18 protein-coding genes are annotated in these 19,744 nt (G+C 43.9%); 17 read left to right on the top strand and 1 reads right to left on the bottom strand.

What is annotated here, in order from left to right:
- Window positions 1-76: 76 nt before the first annotated feature.
- From pfkA to CGZ90_RS09880, 3 genes are all read left to right on the top strand, one after another.
- Window positions 77-1,036, top strand: a complete 960-nt coding sequence (gene pfkA / locus CGZ90_RS09890; protein WP_094252306.1) for a 6-phosphofructokinase — start codon at window positions 77-79, stop codon at window positions 1,034-1,036.
- A gap of 85 nt (window positions 1,037-1,121) precedes the next feature.
- Window positions 1,122-2,876 (top strand): pyruvate kinase, encoded by a 1,755-nt coding sequence (gene pyk / locus CGZ90_RS09885; RefSeq protein WP_094252304.1) that lies wholly within the window; start codon window positions 1,122-1,124, stop codon window positions 2,874-2,876.
- Between the two features lie 304 nt (window positions 2,877-3,180).
- Entirely contained in the window at window positions 3,181-3,576 is a 396-nt protein-coding gene (locus tag CGZ90_RS09880; protein ID WP_094252302.1) for an FxsA family protein, read from the top strand.
- Between the two features lie 41 nt (window positions 3,577-3,617).
- On the opposite strand, the gene ytvI is transcribed toward CGZ90_RS09880, so the two are convergent.
- Complete coding sequence (gene ytvI, locus CGZ90_RS09875) at window positions 3,618-4,733, bottom strand: sporulation integral membrane protein YtvI (protein ID WP_240515404.1); 1,116 nt, start codon at window positions 4,731-4,733, stop codon at window positions 3,618-3,620.
- 45 nt (window positions 4,734-4,778) lie between these two features.
- Here ytvI and CGZ90_RS09870 point away from each other — a divergent pair, with 45 nt between their 5' ends.
- The 14 genes from CGZ90_RS09870 to CGZ90_RS09805 all read left to right on the top strand — a co-directional run bounded on the left by CGZ90_RS09870 (window position 4,779) and on the right by CGZ90_RS09805 (window position 19,722).
- The gene (locus CGZ90_RS09870) at window positions 4,779-5,237 is read left to right on the top strand and encodes a DUF441 domain-containing protein (RefSeq protein WP_094252301.1); all 459 of its coding nucleotides are present in this window, start codon (window positions 4,779-4,781) and stop codon (window positions 5,235-5,237) included.
- Window positions 5,238-5,437: 200 nt separating this feature from the next.
- On the top strand, window positions 5,438-6,553 hold the full coding sequence (citZ, locus tag CGZ90_RS09865; protein ID WP_094252462.1) for a citrate synthase: 1,116 nt from the start codon (window positions 5,438-5,440) through the stop codon (window positions 6,551-6,553).
- A 98-nt stretch (window positions 6,554-6,651) separates the two neighbouring features.
- On the top strand, window positions 6,652-7,923 hold the full coding sequence (gene icd / locus CGZ90_RS09860) for an NADP-dependent isocitrate dehydrogenase (protein ID WP_094252299.1): 1,272 nt from the start codon (window positions 6,652-6,654) through the stop codon (window positions 7,921-7,923).
- 99 nt (window positions 7,924-8,022) lie between these two features.
- Window positions 8,023-8,961 carry a malate dehydrogenase gene (gene mdh, locus CGZ90_RS09855; RefSeq protein WP_094252297.1) on the top strand — a complete coding sequence of 313 codons (939 nt, stop codon included), beginning with the start codon at window positions 8,023-8,025 and terminating at the stop codon, window positions 8,959-8,961.
- Window positions 8,962-9,048: 87 nt separating this feature from the next.
- Entirely contained in the window at window positions 9,049-9,525 is a 477-nt protein-coding gene (locus CGZ90_RS09850) for a MaoC/PaaZ C-terminal domain-containing protein (RefSeq protein ID WP_094252296.1), read from the top strand.
- A 190-nt stretch (window positions 9,526-9,715) separates the two neighbouring features.
- Complete coding sequence (locus tag CGZ90_RS09845) at window positions 9,716-10,438, top strand: response regulator transcription factor (protein ID WP_094252295.1); 723 nt, start codon at window positions 9,716-9,718, stop codon at window positions 10,436-10,438.
- Window positions 10,431-12,170: a two-component system histidine kinase PnpS gene (gene pnpS / locus CGZ90_RS09840; protein ID WP_094252293.1), complete on the top strand. Its 1,740-nt coding sequence runs from the start codon at window positions 10,431-10,433 to the stop codon at window positions 12,168-12,170. Before CGZ90_RS09845 ends, pnpS begins: the two co-directional genes overlap by 8 nt.
- A 202-nt stretch (window positions 12,171-12,372) precedes the next feature.
- Window positions 12,373-15,009: a DNA polymerase I gene (gene polA, locus CGZ90_RS09835; RefSeq protein ID WP_240515409.1), complete on the top strand. Its 2,637-nt coding sequence runs from the start codon at window positions 12,373-12,375 to the stop codon at window positions 15,007-15,009.
- Window positions 15,010-15,167: 158 nt separating this feature from the next.
- Window positions 15,168-15,989: a DNA-formamidopyrimidine glycosylase gene (gene mutM / locus CGZ90_RS09830; RefSeq protein ID WP_094252289.1), complete on the top strand. Its 822-nt coding sequence runs from the start codon at window positions 15,168-15,170 to the stop codon at window positions 15,987-15,989.
- Window positions 15,990-16,049: 60 nt separating this feature from the next.
- Window positions 16,050-16,679: a sporulation membrane protein YtaF gene (gene ytaF, locus CGZ90_RS09825; RefSeq protein ID WP_094252287.1), complete on the top strand. Its 630-nt coding sequence runs from the start codon at window positions 16,050-16,052 to the stop codon at window positions 16,677-16,679.
- A gap of 7 nt (window positions 16,680-16,686) precedes the next feature.
- A complete protein-coding gene (coaE, locus tag CGZ90_RS09820; protein ID WP_094252285.1) occupies window positions 16,687-17,286 on the top strand; it encodes a dephospho-CoA kinase in 600 nt (199 codons plus the stop codon).
- Between the two features lie 134 nt (window positions 17,287-17,420).
- Entirely contained in the window at window positions 17,421-18,449 is a 1,029-nt protein-coding gene (locus CGZ90_RS09815; RefSeq protein ID WP_094252284.1) for a glyceraldehyde-3-phosphate dehydrogenase, read from the top strand.
- 367 nt (window positions 18,450-18,816) lie between these two features.
- Window positions 18,817-19,203 (top strand): adenosylmethionine decarboxylase, encoded by a 387-nt coding sequence (gene speD / locus CGZ90_RS09810; RefSeq protein WP_094252282.1) that lies wholly within the window; start codon window positions 18,817-18,819, stop codon window positions 19,201-19,203.
- A 120-nt stretch (window positions 19,204-19,323) separates the two neighbouring features.
- Window positions 19,324-19,722, top strand: a complete 399-nt coding sequence (locus CGZ90_RS09805; RefSeq protein WP_094252280.1) for a hypothetical protein — start codon at window positions 19,324-19,326, stop codon at window positions 19,720-19,722.
- Window positions 19,723-19,744: the final 22 nt, after the last annotated feature.

The raw sequence follows: 19,744 nt of genomic DNA, 5'->3' as shown, positions 1-19,744 counted from the left end.
TTCATTGTTGTCTATTGTGTTCAACTTTTGAACATGATATTTTAGTAAGACGAGAGAACTAGAGAGGTGAATTCTATTGAAACGGATAGGGGTCCTTACAAGTGGTGGAGACTCTCCTGGGATGAATGCTGCGATCCGCGCAGTCGTTCGAAAAGGGATGTTCCACAATTTGGAAGTTTACGGTATATACAATGGTTACGCAGGATTAATTGCGGGTAATATAAAGAAACTTGAACTTGGATCTGTAGGCGATATCATCCACCGTGGCGGTACGATGCTGTATTCGGCACGCTGTGAAGAATTTAAGACTCCTGAAGGCCAGAAAAAAGGCATTGAACAGCTTAAAAAGTTCGGTATTGAAGGGCTTGTAGTCATCGGAGGCGACGGATCTTTTCAAGGTGCTAAAAAGCTCACTGAACAAGGGTATCCGACAATCGGTGTTCCTGGGACGATTGACAATGATATTCCTGGCACAGATTTCACGATTGGGTTTGATACGGCTCTTAACACGATTATCGGAGCGATTGACAAAATCCGAGATACAGCAACATCGCACGAGCGCACTTATATCATCGAAGTCATGGGCCGTGATGCAGGGGACTTGGCTCTTTGGGCAGGACTAGCAGACGGAGCGGAAACCATCCTTATTCCTGAAGCGAAACATGAGATGGAAGACGTTGTACAGAAATTGAAACGCGGACATGAGCGCGGCAAAAAGCACAGTATTATCATTGTTGCTGAAGGTGTCGGAAGCGGCGGTGATGTGGCGAATAAGATTGAAGAAATGACAGGGTTTGAAACTCGTGTTACCGTTCTAGGCCACATTCAGCGCGGCGGTTCGCCGACTGCAGCTGACCGTGTACTTGCAAGCCGTCTTGGAGCACGGGCTGTGGAGCTTCTTCTTGAAGGCAAAGCGGGGCGTACGGTTGGAATCGAGAACAATAAACTGGTTGATTACGATATCACCGAGGTTCTGGGACGCAAGCATGCAATCGATGAAGGCATGTACAGACTTTCGGAGGAACTTTCTATATAGTGGATAACCAAAAGCATCGTGCTCCAACATTTGGCGTACGGTGCCTTCTTGCGGAATTGACAATAAATATTTTCAGGAGGCATTTATGCGTAAGACAAAAATAGTTTGTACGATTGGACCAGCAAGTGAAAGTGTTGAAAAGCTCTCGCAGCTAATAGAAGCAGGTATGAATGTAGCGCGTTTGAACTTTTCACATGGAGATTTTGATGAGCACGGTGCACGAATTCAAAACATCCGTGAAGCAGCAGGCAAGCTGGGGAAAACGGTTGCCATCCTGCTTGATACGAAAGGTCCTGAAATCCGAACACAAACATTAGAAAATGGTGTTGCTGAGCTGAAGGCAGGAGAAGAATTGATCGTTTCCATGACTGAGGTTATCGGAAACGAAAAGAAAATCTCTGTATCTTATCCTGGTCTAATTCACGATGTGCACGTTGGTTCACGAATTCTTCTTGATGACGGATTAATCGAGCTTGAAGTGACAAGCATTGGAAGCGATGAACTTCGCACGAAGATCTTAAACTCTGGAACATTGAAAAACAAAAAAGGAGTAAATGTTCCTAACGTCAGCGTTAAGCTTCCAGGCATCACGGATAAAGATGCGAAAGATATCGAGTTCGGCATCCAGCAAGGTGTAGATTTCATCGCTGCTTCATTTGTGAGAAGAGCGACTGATGTTCTTGAGATCCGTGACATCCTTGAACGCAATAATGCAGCAGACATCCAGATCATCCCTAAGATCGAAAATCAGGAAGGTGTCGACAACATTGACGAGATTCTTGCTGTATCAGATGGTTTGATGGTTGCACGTGGCGACCTGGGTGTTGAGATTCCAGCTGAGGAAGTTCCTTTGGTTCAAAAAATGCTGATCAAAAAGTGCAACGAGCTTGGCAAGCCGGTCATTACGGCTACTCAAATGCTTGATTCTATGCAGCGCAATCCGCGTCCGACACGTGCTGAAGCAAGTGACGTAGCTAATGCGATCTTTGACGGAACGGATGCAATCATGCTTTCTGGTGAAACAGCCGCGGGAACTTATCCTGTAGAAGCTGTTCAGACAATGCATAAGATTGCCAGCCGTGCGGAAAGCTCTCTTGACTACCGCAACATTCTTTCGCTTCGCAGCAAAGAAAGCAAGACAACAATAACAGATGCTATCTCACAGTCCGTTTCATTTACAGCATTAAACCTTGAAGCGAACGCTGTTATTACAGCAACAGAAAAGGGCCAGACTGCCAGAAGCATCTCAAAATACCGTCCAAAAGCACCAATCATCGCGGTAACAAGCAACGAGGACGTTTGCCGCAAGCTTTCTCTCGTATGGGGAGTAACACCTGTTAAAGGTGAAAAAGCGCAGACAACGGATGAAATGTTCCAGACGGCGATCGATTCTGCTCTTAAAGCTGGATTCGTTCAGCACGGAAACCTTGTGGTCATCACTGCTGGAGTTCCTGTAGGCGAATCAGGTTCTACAAACTTGATGAAGGTTCATGTCATCGGTGATGTTTTGGCGAAAGGGCAAGGTATCGGACAGACAACGGCTAGAGGAAAGGTTGTTGTAGCCCGTACTGCAAAGGAAGCTCTCGACAATATGGAGCCTGGTGCGATCCTGGTTACAATGGGCACTGACCGCGACATGATTCCTGCTTTTGAAAAAGCGGGTGCTGTTATTACAGAAGAAGGCGGATTAACGAGCCATGCTGCTGTAGTAGGCGTAAGCTTAGGTATTCCAGTTATCGTTGGTCTTCAGAACGCGATGACAATGTTCAAGAATGGCCAAGAGATTACAGTCGATGCATCAAAAGGATACATTTACGACGGGCACCAGCACGTCCTTTAATAGTGAAGCCCTTATGCCTGAAGCAATGGCATAAGGGCTTTTTGTTTTGGCTAACTTTGCTTCATAGCAAGAGACCGGGGTCCGGTACCATGATTCTTTTGGTTCTTAAGCTCAGTTTTTGCTGACATTTTCCTCGAAGCAAGTAATCAATGTCCTGTACCGAGATTATGATCTTCGGTATAATGGAGATCTTTATCGGTACCGGACCCCTCTGCAGGTCGCGGGGGAGTTCTAAGTTTGTCCTTTGGGGCAAATTTGGACTATACTAAAGGCAAAGATATTAAAGTGAGAGAGGCGTTACTTGATGCTGCGTTTTCTGCTTCCTGTGTTTATTATTATTCCTGCGATTGAAGTCGGTCTGTTTATAGTAGCTGGACAATATATCGGCATACCTGCCACGATTGGGATGATTCTTCTTACTGGAATTATTGGTGCATGGCTTGCTAAGCGGGAAGGTTTGCATACTCTAAATGAATTCAGGCTGAAAATGTCTCGCGGGGAGCTTCCTGGAGAATCACTGATGGACGGCGGCTGTATCATTGCTGGAGGAGCGCTGCTGCTGACACCTGGCTTCCTGACCGATGCAATCGGGTTTTTCCTGCTCTTTCCGCCGACCCGTCTGCTGGCAAAGCGGCTTTTAAAAAGAAAATTAAAAAGTGCCTATGAAAATGGGCAATTCTCGTTTTATTGGCGAAAATAAAGACGCAGCCGGTTTCCACCGGCTGCGTTTCCTGTTATCCATTATTGCACGGGTTTACCGGTTACATAGCGGATGATCTCATGAAAGAAACGTGCTTCGTACAAAGCTCTGATAATAATCAGCAGGACAGGTCCGATAATTAATCCGAGAAACCCGAACCATTGAAAACCGGCGAAAAGCGCGATTAAAGTGGCAAGAGGATCTAGACCGATGTTAGAAGAAAGGATTTTTGGCTCCATCACCTGACGCTGAATAACAACGATTCCATAAAGTACAGATAATCCGATGGTGAGTGTATAATCACCGGAAAAAAACGCGTAGGCGATCCATGGAAGAAAAACGGCACCAGTGCCAAGGTACGGAAGAAGGTCAACTAAACCAATCACCATAGAGATCGTTATCGCGTACTCAACCCTCAGGATAAGGAGCCCTGTGAGTACGATGCAGGCAGTTATAGAGATCAATGTAATCTGAGCTTTTATGAACCCGAACATCGCTTTTTGAAGCTCAGCATAAACTCGTTTACTGGTCCGGAGAAGCGGATCTGGAAGAAAACGGTCCATGTAGCCGGTCAGGCGGTTCCAGTCTTTGCTTATAAAAAAGGATGCGAGAAGAGAAAAGATAAATATGGTCAAAAAGCTCGGCAGACTGACGATCGCTCTTGAGAGGGAGTCGATAAATCCGTGAGCTGCTGCTGTTACGCCGGAAGTGAAATCATCTCCAAGCTTTTCGATGTTTTCCATGATGGTTGTCTGCTGTCCATGATTCAGCTGATTTACAAGTGATAGGATGTCTTGATACATAGGCAGGATCTGGTGCTTAAAGAGCTGCTCAAGGTGAAACACGAGCACTTTGCTGTATTGCGGAATATCATTAGCCAGATAAGCAAAGCCTGTTATTAATTCCTGAATGAGGAGGGTCAGTGCGCCTGCGATGGCTCCAAGCAGTACGAGCAGTGACAAAATGACAGCAGCTCCGCGATGCATCTTAAACCTTTTTTCCAGAAAAGAAGCTATTGGGTTGATGAGCAGCGCGATAACTGCACCGATGATAAACGGATATAATAAGGAAGATAGATACATAAGAGCAAAACCTGAAAAAATAAAAACGCCGATCACAGCGGCGAACCTTATACACATTTTGTATGTTTCATTCAAGTGGAGAACACCACCTCATTATTTAATAAGAAACGAGGGAAAACAATGGAGTCAGCGATTTTTTTATTCGGGCTTCTGGCGATAGGCTATATTGCAAAAAACCAGTCGCTGATGATAGCGGTGGTTATTTTGCTTCTATTAAAATACAGCGGCATGGGGGATAAACTATTTCCTATCATTCAAAAAAAGGGAATTAACTGGGGAGTTACGGTTATAACGATTGCTGTTTTAGTACCAATTGCTACTGGAGAAATTGGCTTGAAGCAGTTTGGAAGCTCTATGAAATCGTCTTACGCATGGATAGCACTTTTATCAGGTATTGCGGTCGCGTTAATTGCACAGAAAGGGATTATTTTGCTGCAGGATGATCCTCATATTACAGCTGCTCTAGTTTTTGGTACGATTCTTGCAATAGCGCTATTTAACGGGGTAGCAGTCGGCCCGCTGATCGGTGCAGGAATCGCATATCTGGCCATGAAGACGCTGGAATTTCTCACGAGGTAAAAGCCGGAAAAAGCAGGATAATCGTAAGAATTAAGCCGTTTCCATTCACAAAGTTCAGATTATTGTTTATAATCGTAGTGTATGTCCCATATCCTTTAAATAGTCTGCATTTTTTCTTTATGAACAAATGTAAGCTCTTTCTATTTTTCTAAGGTGTAGTATTAAAGGAGACAGAGATGACAAGAAAAGGAGAGATAGCCATGACAGCAACAAGAGGTTTAGAGGGAGTAGTCGCTACAACGTCTTCGGTCAGCTCCATTATTGATGATGTGCTGACTTATCGCGGATACAGCATCGACGACCTTGCAGAGCATGCAACATTCGAAGAAGTAATTTACTTGCTCTGGAACGGAAAACTTCCGAATGAACAAGAATTGAACAGCTTAAAAGAGGAACTATCAAAAGCATCAGCATTGCCGGCAGAATTGCTTCAACAAATGAAATCGCTTCCTTTGTCTGAAGCTCATCCGATGACAGTTCTTCGTACAATCGTATCCATGCTTGCTATGTATGATGAAGATTCAGAGGACATGTCAGTCGAAGGCAATTACAGAAAGGCTGTTCGTTTGCAGGCCCAGATGTCCACTCTTGTCACAGCGTTCTCAAGAATAAGAGATGGCAAAGAACCAGTCGCTCCTAAAAAGGAACTTGGTTTTGCCGCTAACTTCTTATATATGCTGACAGGCAGCGAACCTGACGAGATTTCTGAAAACGCTTTTAATCAGGCGCTTGTCCTGCACGCAGACCACGAACTGAATGCTTCTACGTTCACGGCACGTGTTTGTGTAGCGACACTTTCTGATATGTACTCCGGCATTACGGCCGCGATTGGTGCACTAAAAGGACCGCTGCACGGGGGCGCAAACGAGCAAGTAATGAAGATGCTTTCTGAAATCGGATCTGAAGAAAATGTGGAAAGCTACTTAAAGAATGCTATAGAAAACAAAAAGAAAATTATGGGCTTCGGCCACAGAGTATATAAAAACGGAGACCCGCGCGCTAAGCATCTTCGTGAAATGTCGAAGCAGCTGACGACTATCACAGGCGAAGAAAAATGGTACACGATGAGTGTCCAGCTTGAAGAAACATTGAAAGCAGAAAAAGGTCTGCTTCCAAACGTGGATTTCTATTCAGCAAGTGTGTACCACAGCCTTGGCATTCCTCATGATCTGTTCACACCGATCTTCGCTGTGTCCCGCGTTTCCGGCTGGATCGCACATATTCTTGAGCAGTATGAGAACAACCGCCTGATCCGTCCGCGCGCCGATTACATCGGGCCAGACATGCAGACATTCGTACCGCTTGAACAGCGTTAATTTGAAATAGGGAAGTGATTTGCTTCTCTTCCTGTATGTTTTTTTAGTAGACTGATAAAGTAAGTGTGCAGTGCCAATAGAGATAGGAGGAAATCATAATGACAGTAAATGGAGAGCGTATTACAGTTGACAACGGTGTATTAAACGTGCCGAACAATCCGGTAATCCCTTTTATCGAAGGTGACGGAACAGGCCCTGATATTTGGGCAGCAGCATCCCGCGTATTGGAAGCAGCGGTTGAGAAAGCTTATAACGGTGAAAAATCAATCGTCTGGAAGGAAGTATTGGCTGGGGAAAAAGCGTTTAACCAGACAGGAGAATGGCTTCCGGAAGAGACACTTGATGTAATCCGTGATTATATCATCGCGATCAAGGGACCTCTTACAACTCCGGTCGGCGGCGGAATCCGTTCATTGAACGTTGCACTTCGTCAGGAGCTGGATCTTTTCACGTGTCTTCGCCCGGTTCGTTACTTCCAAGGAGTACCTTCACCGGTTAAGCGTCCGGAAGACACAGATATGGTGATTTTCCGTGAAAATACAGAAGACATCTACGCTGGTATCGAGTACGCGAGCGGTTCTGATGAAGTAAAGAAAGTGATTCAATTCCTTCAGGAAGAAATGGGTGTAAAGAAAATACGATTCCCTGAAACGTCTGGAATCGGTATCAAACCTGTATCTTCTGAAGGTACAAAGCGTCTTGTACGTGCAGCTCTTGAATATACGATCAATGAAGGGCGCAAGAGCTTAACGCTTGTACACAAAGGAAACATCATGAAATTTACAGAAGGCGCATTTAAAAACTGGGGCTATGAGCTTGCAGAAGAAGAGTTCGGCGACAAAGTATTTACTTGGGCACAATATGACCGTATTGCTGAGCAGGAAGGCAAGGATGCTGCGAATAAAGCGCAGGCTGAAGCAGAAGCTGCTGGCAAGATCATTGTAAAAGATTCTATCGCTGATATCTTCCTTCAGCAGATCCTGACACGTCCAGCTGAATTTGATGTTGTTGCGACAATGAACCTGAATGGTGATTACATCTCAGATGCACTTGCTGCACAAGTAGGCGGTATCGGAATCGCACCAGGAGCAAACATCAACTACGAGACTGGCCACGCGATCTTTGAAGCGACTCACGGAACAGCTCCGAAATATGCAGGACTTGATAAAGTAAACCCATCATCTGTTATCCTTTCAGGCGTATTAATGCTTGAGCACTTAGGATGGCATGAAGCGGCTAAACTTGTCGTATCTTCTATGGAAAAATCGATCTCAAGCAAGGTCGTAACTTATGACTTCGCACGCCTCATGGATGGCGCTACTGAAGTGAAATGCTCTGAATTTGCAGATGAACTGATCAAAAATATGTAATAGCTGCACTATAAAGGAACTGTTGACCCCAGTTCCTTTAGTTTTAATAGACCTTCACAGCAACCAATACGTTACATCTCAAAACAGGAGGCGTTTTATATGGCTAACAAGCGAAAAAAAATCTCCGTAATCGGTGCGGGATTCACTGGAGCAACAACGGCATTTATCATAGGACAAAAAGAACTTGGTGATGTAGTGCTTGTCGACATTCCGCAGCTAGAGAATCCTACAAAAGGCAAAGCACTCGACATGCTTGAAGCAAGCCCTGTTCAAGGGTTTGATGCAAACATCCTCGGAACAAGTGATTATGCGGATACTGCTGATTCTGATGTTGTTGTAATTACTGCCGGTATCGCTCGTAAACCTGGTATGAGCCGTGATGATCTAGTTAACACAAATGCTGGCATCATGAAAAGTGTAACGAAAGAAATCGCGAAATATTCTCCAAACAGTACGATTATCGTACTTACAAACCCGGTAGATGCGATGACCTATACGGTGCTAAAGGAATCAGGTTTCCCGAAAAACCGTGTTATCGGACAGTCCGGCATCCTGGATACAGCCCGCTTCCGTACGTTTGTTGCACAAGAACTGAACCTTTCAGTTAAAGATGTTACAGGCTTCGTTCTCGGCGGTCACGGAGATGACATGGTACCGCTTGTGCGCTATTCTTATGCTGGCGGTATCCCGCTTGAAAAGCTTATCTCTAAAGACCGTCTTGATGCGATTGTAGAACGCACACGCAAAGGCGGCGGTGAGATTGTGAACCTGCTTGGAAACGGAAGCGCGTATTATGCTCCTGCAGCATCACTCGTTGAAATGGTAGAAGCTGTTCTTAAGGATCAGCGCCGAGTATTGCCAAGTATCGCTTATCTTGAGGGTGAGTATGGCTATGATGGGATCTGCCTTGGTGTTCCAACGATTGTTGGAGGAAACGGGCTTGAAGAGATTATCATCCTTGATCTAACAGAAGAAGAAAAAGCAGCGCTTGATCAGTCGGCAGCCGCTGTCAAAAATGTAATGAATGTTTTAGCGTAATAATAAATCGAAGGGAAGATTCGGGGGACGCCCCGGATTTTTTCTTCTATATAATATGTAAGCGCTTACTAAAAAGGGGTGGCCTTCATGCTAATCGGAAAGAAACGAAAGCTTGGAAGAAAAATCAATGAAATCCAGCCAGGCGAGAAACTGGAGTTTACGGAAACCATTGAAGACAAGGACCTTCTGCTATACCTGGGACTTTCAAATGATAATAACCCTTTATTTATACAGCATGATTACGCATCGTTGACGCCATATAAAAAACCGATCGTTCCACAAGTCATGGTCATCGGCATGATCACTTCCGCTGTTTCGAAATATTTGCCTGGACCAGGCAGTTCGGTACTAAAGACAGACCTGTCTTTTCCGAATCCTGTCTATCATTATGAAAAACTCTCTTTTTATTTAGAGGTTCAGGAAGTGAAAAAAGATAAGCACACTATCGGCATAAGTGTCTCTGTATTAAACCCTGACGGAAAAACGGTTGCTGAAGGCAGACTCGAAGTTTGTCCGCCGTATCCTCCAAAACCAATCACAACAAGAACGATGGAAAACTTTTAACTCGTATTAAAAACACGTTTCTAAAAATGGAAACGTGTTTTTTTGTTGTCCAAAAATCTTCAAAGTTAATTTTTTGTAAATCAAAAGTAAAAGAAGTGTAAAATATATCAAAGAAGAGTAAGCAGCTTTTGTGTACACCTGCAAAAAATAGTATGATTTATATAAGAGCCGAAATGAAAGCAGGGATTGTATGAGCCAAAAAATTCTAGTAGTAGAAGACGAACTATCTATTATGACACTGCTTCAATTTAACCTTGAACAGGCAGGTTTTCAAGTCGTTACAGCGATGGACGGCAGGGAAGGTCTTGAAAAGGCAGAATCTGAACAGCCTGATTTATTGATTCTTGACTTGATGCTTCCTGAACTTGACGGCCTGGAAGTATGTAAATCACTTCGGCAAAAACAACTGTTTATCCCTATCCTTATGCTCACAGCAAAGGATGATGAATTTGACAAAGTGCTCGGACTTGAGCTGGGTGCTGATGATTACATGACAAAACCTTTCAGCCCAAGAGAGGTGGTAGCGAGGGTGAAAGCCATCCTGCGAAGAAGCCAGCAGCAAGCTCATGCGCTTGAAACGAAAACAAAAAGTGACAGTGAACATCTTGGGGTAGGAGAAGTAGAGGTATATCCAGAAAACTATGAGGCCTATTTTCAGGGAAATGCGCTTGAACTGACGCCAAAGGAGTTTGAGCTTCTCGTATACCTTGTGCGACATAAAAACAGAGTGCTGACGAGAGAACAGCTCCTTTCTGCTGTATGGAACTATGATTTTGTAGGAGATACAAGGATCGTTGATGTTCATATCAGCCATCTGCGGGAAAAGATTGAAGAGAATACACGAAAGCCAATCTATATTAAAACCATACGAGGCCTCGGTTATAAGCTTGAGGAACCCGCTATAAATGGCTGATTTTAAAAACAGGGTCCTGACACTTTTCCTGTTCGGGATCATGCTTGTCTTTACACTTCTTGCCTTGATTGTCGGAAACATCATTCACCATAATGTAAAAGAAAATAGAATCAGCACGTACGAAAAGAATTTGAATTTAATCGCCTATGTCTTAAGGGTAGATAGCGGCAGTATAGCTGTCAAAGGGCTGCTGGAACAAACAGCAGATGATCTGGGTGTGACGGTTTCTATATTGAACCCAAAAGGTGAAACGGTAGAAACCTCTTCAAAATCGGAAGAAGCGGAAAGATTTCCTGTTCAGGTGCTGAAAAATAAATTAAGCGGCACGTCAATTTATGGATCAACGATCAGCGGAAAAGATTATTATACGATTCCTGTACGGGAAACAAGAGCAGGCGGGTACGTGCAGCTATCTGTTAAAGCAGGTGCTGATGAAGATGCCGAGCGATCACTTTGGCTGATGATGGCTGCGGGATTCCTTGTCTGCTTTATGATTATATTGATCGTGTCGGTAAAAATCATTCAAAGGATCGTCCGGCCGGTGGATGAGGCAACATTTACTGCGAAAGAACTGGCAAGAGGAAACTTCAAGGTGAGGACTTATGAATATAGGGGAGAAGATATCGGCGAACTGAATTATTCTCTGAATGTACTCGCACGCAATCTAGAAAAGATGACTAAATCCCACGAATCACAGCAGGACAGGCTGAAAACTCTCATAGAAAACATGGGCAGCGGCCTCATACTGATTGATTCTAACGGATATATCAATCTTGTAAACAGAGCATTTAAAGAATATTTTAAAGAGCATGCTGACTCGTGGACAGGACATTTGTTTTATGAAGTTTTTCCTCATGCCGTCATTAAAGAAGTTGTAAAAGAAACATATCTGACAGAAAAAAATGTACGGAGAAACGTGCTTCTCCCCATCCATATCGAACGGAAGCATTTCAGCGTAGATAGTGTCCCGATCCTTGATGTTAATGGCAAGCTAAGAGGGATAGTCTTAGTGTTTCATGATATAACTGAGCTGAAAAAACTGGAGCAGATGAGGAAAGACTTTGTAGCGAATGTCTCTCATGAGCTGAAGACACCGATTACGTCATTAAAAGGGTTTGCGGAGACGCTCCTTGACGGTGCAGGAGAAAACCCTGAATACAGACGGAAATTCCTTTCCATTATACTCAATGAAAGCGAAAGGCTTCAGAGCCTCATTCAGGACCTGCTGGATCTTTCTAAAACAGAGCAGGGATTTAACCTCGATTGGCAGAAACTTGAACTATCACAGCTCGTCCAAGAAACAATGGAGATGCTAGAGAAAAAAGCGAGGGATAAGGATATACAGCTTTCGCTTGATATCTCCGGGAGCACGTTGATGGATGGGGACGCGCCGCGGCTGAAGCAGATTATTATTAACCTGATCAGCAACAGTTTAACCTATACTCCGGCCGGCGGGAACGTATCCATTAAAGTGGAAGAAGATAAAAAGAACGTGCTGCTCAGTGTGACAGATACAGGTATTGGCATATCAAAAGAAGAAATTCCAAGGATTTTTGAACGCTTCTATCGTGTAGACAAAGCACGAAGCCGAAATTCAGGCGGGACCGGACTGGGGCTTGCAATCGTTAAGCATCTAGTAGAAGCACATCATGGAACGATTAATGTGAAGAGCAAGGTCGGCAAGGGTTCGGAGTTTACTATCCGGTTCAAGAAAAAACAGGAAGAAGTGTGAATTTTACAAATCCTTTACACAACATACGAATTAGCTTAATAGTCTTTGGCTAATATAAAGATATCCTTTTTCAGTACCCCCTTTACACGAGAGCAATATGTTCTCGTGCTTTTTTTTGTATTCTTTTAAGCCTTCTCTGAATTTCTCATTCAAACAGCCGCATGATACAATATGGAGAGATATTTGGACTTCAGGAGGTCATATTGTGACAAAAAAACTCGTTCTCATCGACGGAAACAGTATTGCGTACCGCGCATTTTTTGCGCTTCCGCTTTTAAACAATGATAAAGGCGTATATACGAATGCGGTTTACGGATTTACGATGATGCTTATGAAAATACTTGAAGATGAAAAGCCCTCACATATGCTCGTGGCTTTTGATGCGGGCAAGACAACGTTCCGCCATAAAACTTTTACCGAATATAAAGGAGGGCGTCAGAAAACTCCGCCTGAACTGTCTGAGCAGTTCCCTTTCATCCGCCAGCTCCTTGACGCATTTGGCATTAAAAGGTACGAGCTTGAGAACTTTGAAGCGGATGATATTATCGGCACGCTGTCAAAGAGCGCTGCAGGCGGCGACTGGGAAGTAAAGGTATTTACAGGTGATAAGGATCTGCTGCAGCTCGTCACAGAAGACGTTGAAGTCGTTCTTACAAGAAAAGGAATTACCGAAGTAGAGTCTTATAATTTAGAAAAGGTGGAAGAACGCTACGGCCTGACACCCGATCAAATCATTGATATGAAAGGACTCATGGGAGACCCTTCCGATAATATCCCTGGTGTGCCGGGAGTCGGCGAAAAGACGGCAATCAAATTGATCAAACAGTTTGGAACTCTTGAACAGGTGCTCGAACAGATTGACAACGTTTCAGGTGCTAAGCTTAAAGAAAAATTGAGCGACAACAAACAGCAGGCTATTATGAGCAAGGAACTGGCTACCATCACACACGAAGCGCCTATCGAGATTACCATCGAGGATACAGGTTACGCTGGTTATGAAGCAGCATCAGTTCTCCCGCTGTTTAAAGAACTTGGTTTCACGACACTTATTGAGCGTGTCGGCGGCGAGCCTATGGAGCAATCGGAAGAAGAGAAAGAAGAAGTTCCGTTTGTACATGCCTCCAGCATCACGGAAGAAATGCTGTCTTCAACTTCAGCACTTATTGTAGAAACATCGCACGACTCATACCGCCGTCCAGCTATTCTTGGCATCGGTATTGCAAATGACAGCGGCATCTATTATGTGCCGGGAGAAGCAGCTCTGCAGTCTGATTTGTTCAAAAAATGGGCATCTTCACAAGACAAATCGAAGATATTATTTGATGCCAAAAGGGCATATACCGCTTTGGCTGGATCTGGCGTCATTCTCGAAGGCGTTATCTTTGATGCGATGATTGCGTCCTACATTCTCAATCCATCTGACTCTTCTGAAGAAATTGCAGGAGTAGCTTCTATATACGGGCTGCCGCCTCTTGACAGTGACGAGATTGTTTACGGCAAAGGGGCTAAGAGGAAAGTCCCTTCGGAAGACGAGCTAGCCGAGCATCTGGCAAGAAAAGCGCAAACTGTCTTTAAGCTAGAGAAGCTTCTGAGCAGAAAACTGGAAGAAAATGAGCAGAAAGAGCTTTTTTATGAGCTGGAGCTGCCGTTGTCGCTCGTGCTGGGGAAGATGGAAACAACGGGAATAAAAGTAGACCCGGAAAGGCTTCGTAAAATGGGAGCTGAACTTCAAGCGCAGCTGGAGCTTCTGGAAACTGACATTCATGAGCTTGCGGGTACTTCTTTTAATATCAATTCTCCAAAACAGCTTGGCGAAATTTTATTTGAAAAACTGGGGCTGCCAGCTGTTAAAAAAACAAAAACAGGTTATTCCACTTCTGTTGATGTGCTGGAAAAACTTGAGAGCAAGCATGAGATTATCAGCAAAATCCTAATCTACCGCCAGCTTGGAAAGCTGAACTCGACATATATTGAAGGCCTGTTGAAAGTAATTGATAATGAAACTGAAAGAATTCATACCCGCTTCAATCAGGCGCTTACTCAAACAGGAAGATTAAGCTCAACTGAACCGAATCTGCAAAACATACCAATCAGGCTTGAAGCAGGAAGAAAGATCAGAGAGGCATTCGTTCCTACTAAGCCAGGGTGGAAAATTCTTGCGGCGGACTATTCGCAGATCGAGCTTCGCGTGCTCGCTCATATTTCCCGGGATGAAAACTTGATGGAAGCGTTCAGAAACGAGATGGATGTCCACACGAAGACAGCAAGCGATGTATTTGGTGTAGAGCCCGCTGATGTGACTTCTGAAATGAGGCGCCGGGCAAAGGCGGTAAACTTCGGCATCGTGTATGGCATCTCAGATTATGGACTGTCTCAAAGTCTGAACATTACTAGAAAAGAAGCGGCTGAATTTATTGATGCGTATTTAGAAAGCTTCCCTGGAGTCAAAGAATATATGGACTCCATCGTCCAGCAGGCGAAGCAAGATGGTTTTGTATCCACACTGCTGCACAGAAGAAGGTATTTGCCGGAAATTACTAGCCGGAATTTTAATCTTAGAAGCTTCGCAGAGCGGACCGCGATGAACACACCAATCCAGGGAACAGCTGCTGATATTATAAAAAAAGCGATGGTAGACATGGATGAGAGGCTAGAGAAAGAAAACATGCAGTGCAAGATGCTTCTGCAGGTACACGATGAATTGATTTTTGAGGCGCCTGAAGAGGAGATTGACAAGCTTTGCACGATAGTTGCAGAAGTGATGGAAGGTGCTGTGTCCTTGGATGTACCGCTGAAAGTCGATGTGAATTACGGCAGAACATGGTATGAGGCAAAATAAACACGGCAGCCTGTTAAGGGCTGTCTTTCTTTAATGGGTTTTAAAGGCTTTTTTCTAAAAGTTTTAGTTGAATAAGTAAGTAAAAAGAAAGCACTCTTGATAAGCTATTTAAGGCGGCTCTTTGCTTGAAAGTGTGAGATGAAAGGAGGACTGCTAAAGTGCCTGAACTACCAGAAGTAGAAAACGTGAAAAATACACTCTCAAGACTAATAATTGGAAAAACAATTAAACAGGTAGAAATAAGATGGGAAAACATTATAAAGCTGCCGGAACCTGAAGAATTTATTACCCGTCTTAAAGGACAGACTGTAGAAAGAATCGAACGGCGGGGCAAATTTTTAAAAATCATTTGCAGCGAGGACACGATCGTATCCCATCTGAGAATGGAAGGGAGATACGGTTTATTTCAAAAAGAGGAGCCAGCGGATAAGCATACGCATGTTTTCTTTGAATTTGAAGATGGCACAGAGCTGAGGTATCGTGATGTCAGGAAGTTCGGAACGATGCATCTGTTTCCAAAAGGAACAGAAGATCAGTTCTTGCCGCTGTCCAAGCTGGGAGCGGAGCCTTTGTCTGAAGAATTTACGCCAAAGCTCATGAAACAGTCATTTCAAAAAACGAACCGTTCAATTAAAGCAGTTCTGCTCGATCAGCAATATATTACGGGTCTTGGGAACATTTATGTGGATGAAGCGCTCCATCGGGCAGGTATTCACCCTGAAACGCCTGCGTCCAAACTTTCTCTTCACCGCCTGAAAAAGCTGCATCATTATATTGTGGCTATTTTAAGCGAAGCGGTTGAAAAAGGAGGAAGCACGATCCGCTCCTACGTTAATTCCGTTGGAGAGCAAGGAAGTTTTCAGCTGACACTCTATGTATACGGCCGTGCCGGACAGAGCTGCAGGAGCTGCGGGAGAGAAATTGTCAGAACTGTTGTAGCAGGAAGAGGAACTCATATTTGCCAAGCCTGCCAGAAATAACGCTTTAAGCGTCCTTTTCATATACTACGTTACCTTGTATATGGAAAGGAGATAAACGCCATGCCATCTGCATCATTATGGCTGCTCGGACTGGCGGTGAGCCTTGACAGTTTTGGGGCAGGTTTGACTTATGGAATAAAAGAAATCAAGATTCCGTTCCGTTCCATCTTTATCATTTCAATCTGCTCGGCAGCTACTCTCTTTTTTTCAATGGCTGTCGGCCACGGAATCGAGCAATTTCTTTCACCTGATACTGGCCAGCTGCTTGGAGGGTTTATATTAATAGCGATCGGAATCTGTTTTTTATGGCAGGTCATGTTTAAAAAAGAGGAAAAGGCTGAAACGGAAACTAAATCTGTATTAAATCTTGAAATTAAGTCGATTGGCCTAGTCATTAAAATTTTAAAAAAGCCTGTGATCGCAGACTTTGACAGGTCAGGCAGCATTACAGGCATTGAAGCGGTCTTGCTGGGCATCGCATTATCACTAGATGCGTTCGGTGCAGGAGTAGGGGCAGCACTGATTGATCTGCCGCCTGTACTGACCGCGGGCGTCTCTGCTGCGATGAGCTGCTTGTTTTTATGGTCCGGAATGGCGTGCGGCATGCTCGTTTCAAAGTATAGATGGATGCAAAAACTCTCTCTTTTGCCAGGCATGCTCCTGATAATTATCGGGCTTATGAAATTGTAAGGAGGAAATTGGGTTGAAAATCGGATTAACCGGAGGAATCGCAAGTGGAAAGAGCACGGCCTCCAACTATTTAAGAGAAAAAGGAATTCCGGTCGTAGATGCCGATTTAATTGCACGGCAGGCTGTGGAAAAAGGGATGCCTGCTTATACTGAAATAATAAAGGCTTTTGGTGAAAGTATCCTGAATCCGGATCATACCATCAACCGTTCATACTTAGGAGATATCATCTTTAAGGATGAAGAAAAAAGAAAAGTATTAAACAGCATCGTCCATCCTGCAGTACGTAAGGAAATGAACCGGCAGGCGGAAACCTATCTTAATGGAGGAAGTCGTTCAGTTGTACTGGATATACCTTTGCTGTTTGAAAGCCAGCTCACCCACATGGTAGATAAAACCCTTCTTGTATTTGTTTCTCCGCAAGTACAGATGCAAAGGCTGATCAGCCGAGATCCTTTAACGGAGGAGCAAGCTGCAGCGAGAATTTCTTCCCAGATGCCTCTGGAAGATAAAATAAAACTTTCAGATGCTGTCATTCGCAATGACGGTACAAAAGATGAACTTTACCGGCAAATCGACGGCATTTTAAGAGAATGGAACATAATATAAGGCACGCCAGTAATGGCAGATGCCTTTTTTTGCGCCTTTTTTCACAAAAATATGTTCTTTTCGAACTCAATTATGATATACTAATTACAGATAAACACAGTAATAAGTATAACATAATTGGAAGGGGCAGCTTCATGAAGGCTAAAGTAGCGATTAACGGATTAGGACGTATCGGAAGAATGGTATTCCGTAAAATAATGGAGAGCGGTGAAATGGACGTTGTGGCGATCAACGCCAGTTATTCTCCTGAAACGCTCGCGCATATGATAAAATACGACAGCATCCATGGTGTATTTATGGGGGAAGTTGTTCCACAAGAAGATTCGCTGCTTGTGAACGGAAAGAAAGTTTTGCTCGTAAACTCCAGAGACCCGAGAGAATTGCCATGGAAAGAGCTTGGAATTGATATTGTGATCGAAGCCACCGGCAAGTTTAAAACAAAGGAAACAGCTGGCTACCATCTTGAAGCTGGCGCTAAAAAGGTAATCATAACAGCACCTGGGAAAGACGAAGACTTAACGATTGTTATGGGTGTAAATGAAAGCGAATACAATCCGGATCAGCATCATATTCTGTCCAATGCATCTTGTACAACAAACTGTCTTGCACCAGTTGTGAAAGTTCTTGATGACCAGTTCGGTGTCGTTTCAGGCATGATGACAACCATTCACGCATATACAAATGATCAGAAAAATATTGATAATCCGCATAAAGATCTTAGAAGAGCACGTGCCTGCGGCCAGTCAATCATCCCGACCTCTACTGGAGCCGCAAAAGCAATCGCGAAGGTTCTGCCGCATCTTGAAGGGAAATTGAACGGAATGGCGTTAAGGGTTCCGACTCCTAACGTTTCATTGGTCGATTTAGTGGTAGAGCTAAAGTCAGACGTAACGGTCGATCAAGTGAACCATGCCTTCATGTCAGCATCAGAAGGATCTATGAACGGTGTTCTTGCATACAGCGATCTTCCGCTTGTGTCTATTGATTACAACCATAACGAGAATTCCTCGATCGTTGACGGTCTTTCTACGATGGTCATGGAAGACAGGAAAGTAAAAGTGCTTGCATGGTATGACAACGAGTGGGGCTACTCATGCCGAGTAGTAGACCTTGCGAAGCTTGTGGCTACCCAGTTGAACGTTTCAGCAAACATTTCAGCTTAAGCTTAATAGAAGAATGCCGGCTGTTCCCGATCCAGGGACAGCCGTTTTTTTATTGTGTATCGCTGGGGGTCCGGTACAACAGAAACAGTCTGCTGCTGCAGCGCAAAAATTTCTTATTGGTACCGGACCCCATAGAAGATCTCGCTAAGTAAAAAGGTTTAAATTATGCCTAATTTTTTTTCAAAGTATTTATTGCAAAAAAAAATCAAAAGAAGTATACTATGATTCGTGAACTTCAATTAAAGCAAACCAAGGCGTTGGATACTACTTAAAGGGTTAGGACCTCTCTGGACTAACTTTCCCCCGTGGTAGATGTTCAATACCGCATGCTTGAAGGCATGACATTTTTATAAGGGGGACTATGCTAATGGATACAATGGGAAGACACGTTATTGCTGAATTATGGGGTTGTGACTCTGAAAAGTTAAACGATATGAAGTTTATTGAAGAAACGTTTGTGGATGCTGCACTAAAAGCTGGTGCTGAAATCCGTGAAGTTGCTTTTCATAAGTTTGCACCGCATGGAGTAAGCGGTGTGGTTATCATTTCTGAATCACACTTAACGATTCACAGCTTTCCTGAGCATGGTTATGCCAGCATCGATGTTTATACTTGCGGCGATCGTATTGATCCAAATGTAGCTGCTGATTACATTTCTGAAGCACTTGGCGCAAAAACGCGTGAAAACCTTGAAGTGCCTCGCGGAATGGGTCCAATTAAAGCAGTGGCTAAAACTAAAGTTTCAGCTCAATAATAACGGTATGAAGAAGGAGGTGTGCATACACCTCCTTTAATTGTGTTTATAGAGAGAAATATAGAGTAACCTCCTATGAAAGGGTATAATAACGGCATCAAGATATTTCGGAGGTAGATTATGTTTAGCAAGCTTCAGAGTTTAATGAACAGTCAGGCCGAGACAAGCGAAGACCATTCCAATCCTCTGCTCCGTACACATTATTTCAAAGGTTCAAAAGAGGCGATCATTGCGTATCTTGCCGAAATAGTGAAAGAAGATAAAAATTACCGTGCTCTTGGAGATTCTGCCGAACGCGGAGAAATTACCTTTGACATTCTTTACCCGAAAAAGGCGTTTGCTGTCATCACCGCTGTAACGTTTCAGGGCCGCCACACTGCGGTTGACATCAACGTTACGGCAGAATCAGCCCTTCCATTTCAGTACGCACACTGCGAAAGAATGGCCGTCACCATTTATCAATTGCTCAAAGAAAAATTTGAGCTCATCGGCACAGGGTTAGCCGAAAATTATCAATAAACTGCTTGTCACATCCTCCCCT

It is taken from the genome of Fictibacillus aquaticus, assembly GCF_002245695.1.
Lineage (GTDB): Bacteria > Bacillota > Bacilli > Bacillales > Fictibacillaceae > Fictibacillus > Fictibacillus aquaticus.
This window is presented reverse-complemented; position numbering and strand designations above follow the sequence as displayed.

Bases quoted from the DNA above. Each gene is read 5' to 3' on its own strand.
- pyk (WP_094252304.1), top strand. From the start codon at position 1,122: ATGCGTAAGACAAAAATAGTTTGTACGATTGGACCAGCAAGTGAAAGT.
- CGZ90_RS09880 (WP_094252302.1), top strand. From the start codon at position 3,181: ATGCTGCGTTTTCTGCTTCCTGTGTTTATTATTATTCCTGCGATTGAA.
- CGZ90_RS09870 (WP_094252301.1), top strand. From the start codon at position 4,779: ATGGAGTCAGCGATTTTTTTATTCGGGCTTCTGGCGATAGGCTATATT.
- citZ (WP_094252462.1), top strand. From the start codon at position 5,438: ATGACAGCAACAAGAGGTTTAGAGGGAGTAGTCGCTACAACGTCTTCG.
- icd (WP_094252299.1), top strand. From the start codon at position 6,652: ATGACAGTAAATGGAGAGCGTATTACAGTTGACAACGGTGTATTAAAC.
- mdh (WP_094252297.1), top strand. From the start codon at position 8,023: ATGGCTAACAAGCGAAAAAAAATCTCCGTAATCGGTGCGGGATTCACT.
- CGZ90_RS09850 (WP_094252296.1), top strand. From the start codon at position 9,049: ATGCTAATCGGAAAGAAACGAAAGCTTGGAAGAAAAATCAATGAAATC.
- CGZ90_RS09845 (WP_094252295.1), top strand. From the start codon at position 9,716: ATGAGCCAAAAAATTCTAGTAGTAGAAGACGAACTATCTATTATGACA.
- pnpS (WP_094252293.1), top strand. From the start codon at position 10,431: ATGGCTGATTTTAAAAACAGGGTCCTGACACTTTTCCTGTTCGGGATC.
- ytaF (WP_094252287.1), top strand. From the start codon at position 16,050: ATGCCATCTGCATCATTATGGCTGCTCGGACTGGCGGTGAGCCTTGAC.
- CGZ90_RS09815 (WP_094252284.1), top strand. From the start codon at position 17,421: ATGAAGGCTAAAGTAGCGATTAACGGATTAGGACGTATCGGAAGAATG.
- speD (WP_094252282.1), top strand. From the start codon at position 18,817: ATGGATACAATGGGAAGACACGTTATTGCTGAATTATGGGGTTGTGAC.
- CGZ90_RS09805 (WP_094252280.1), top strand. From the start codon at position 19,324: ATGTTTAGCAAGCTTCAGAGTTTAATGAACAGTCAGGCCGAGACAAGC.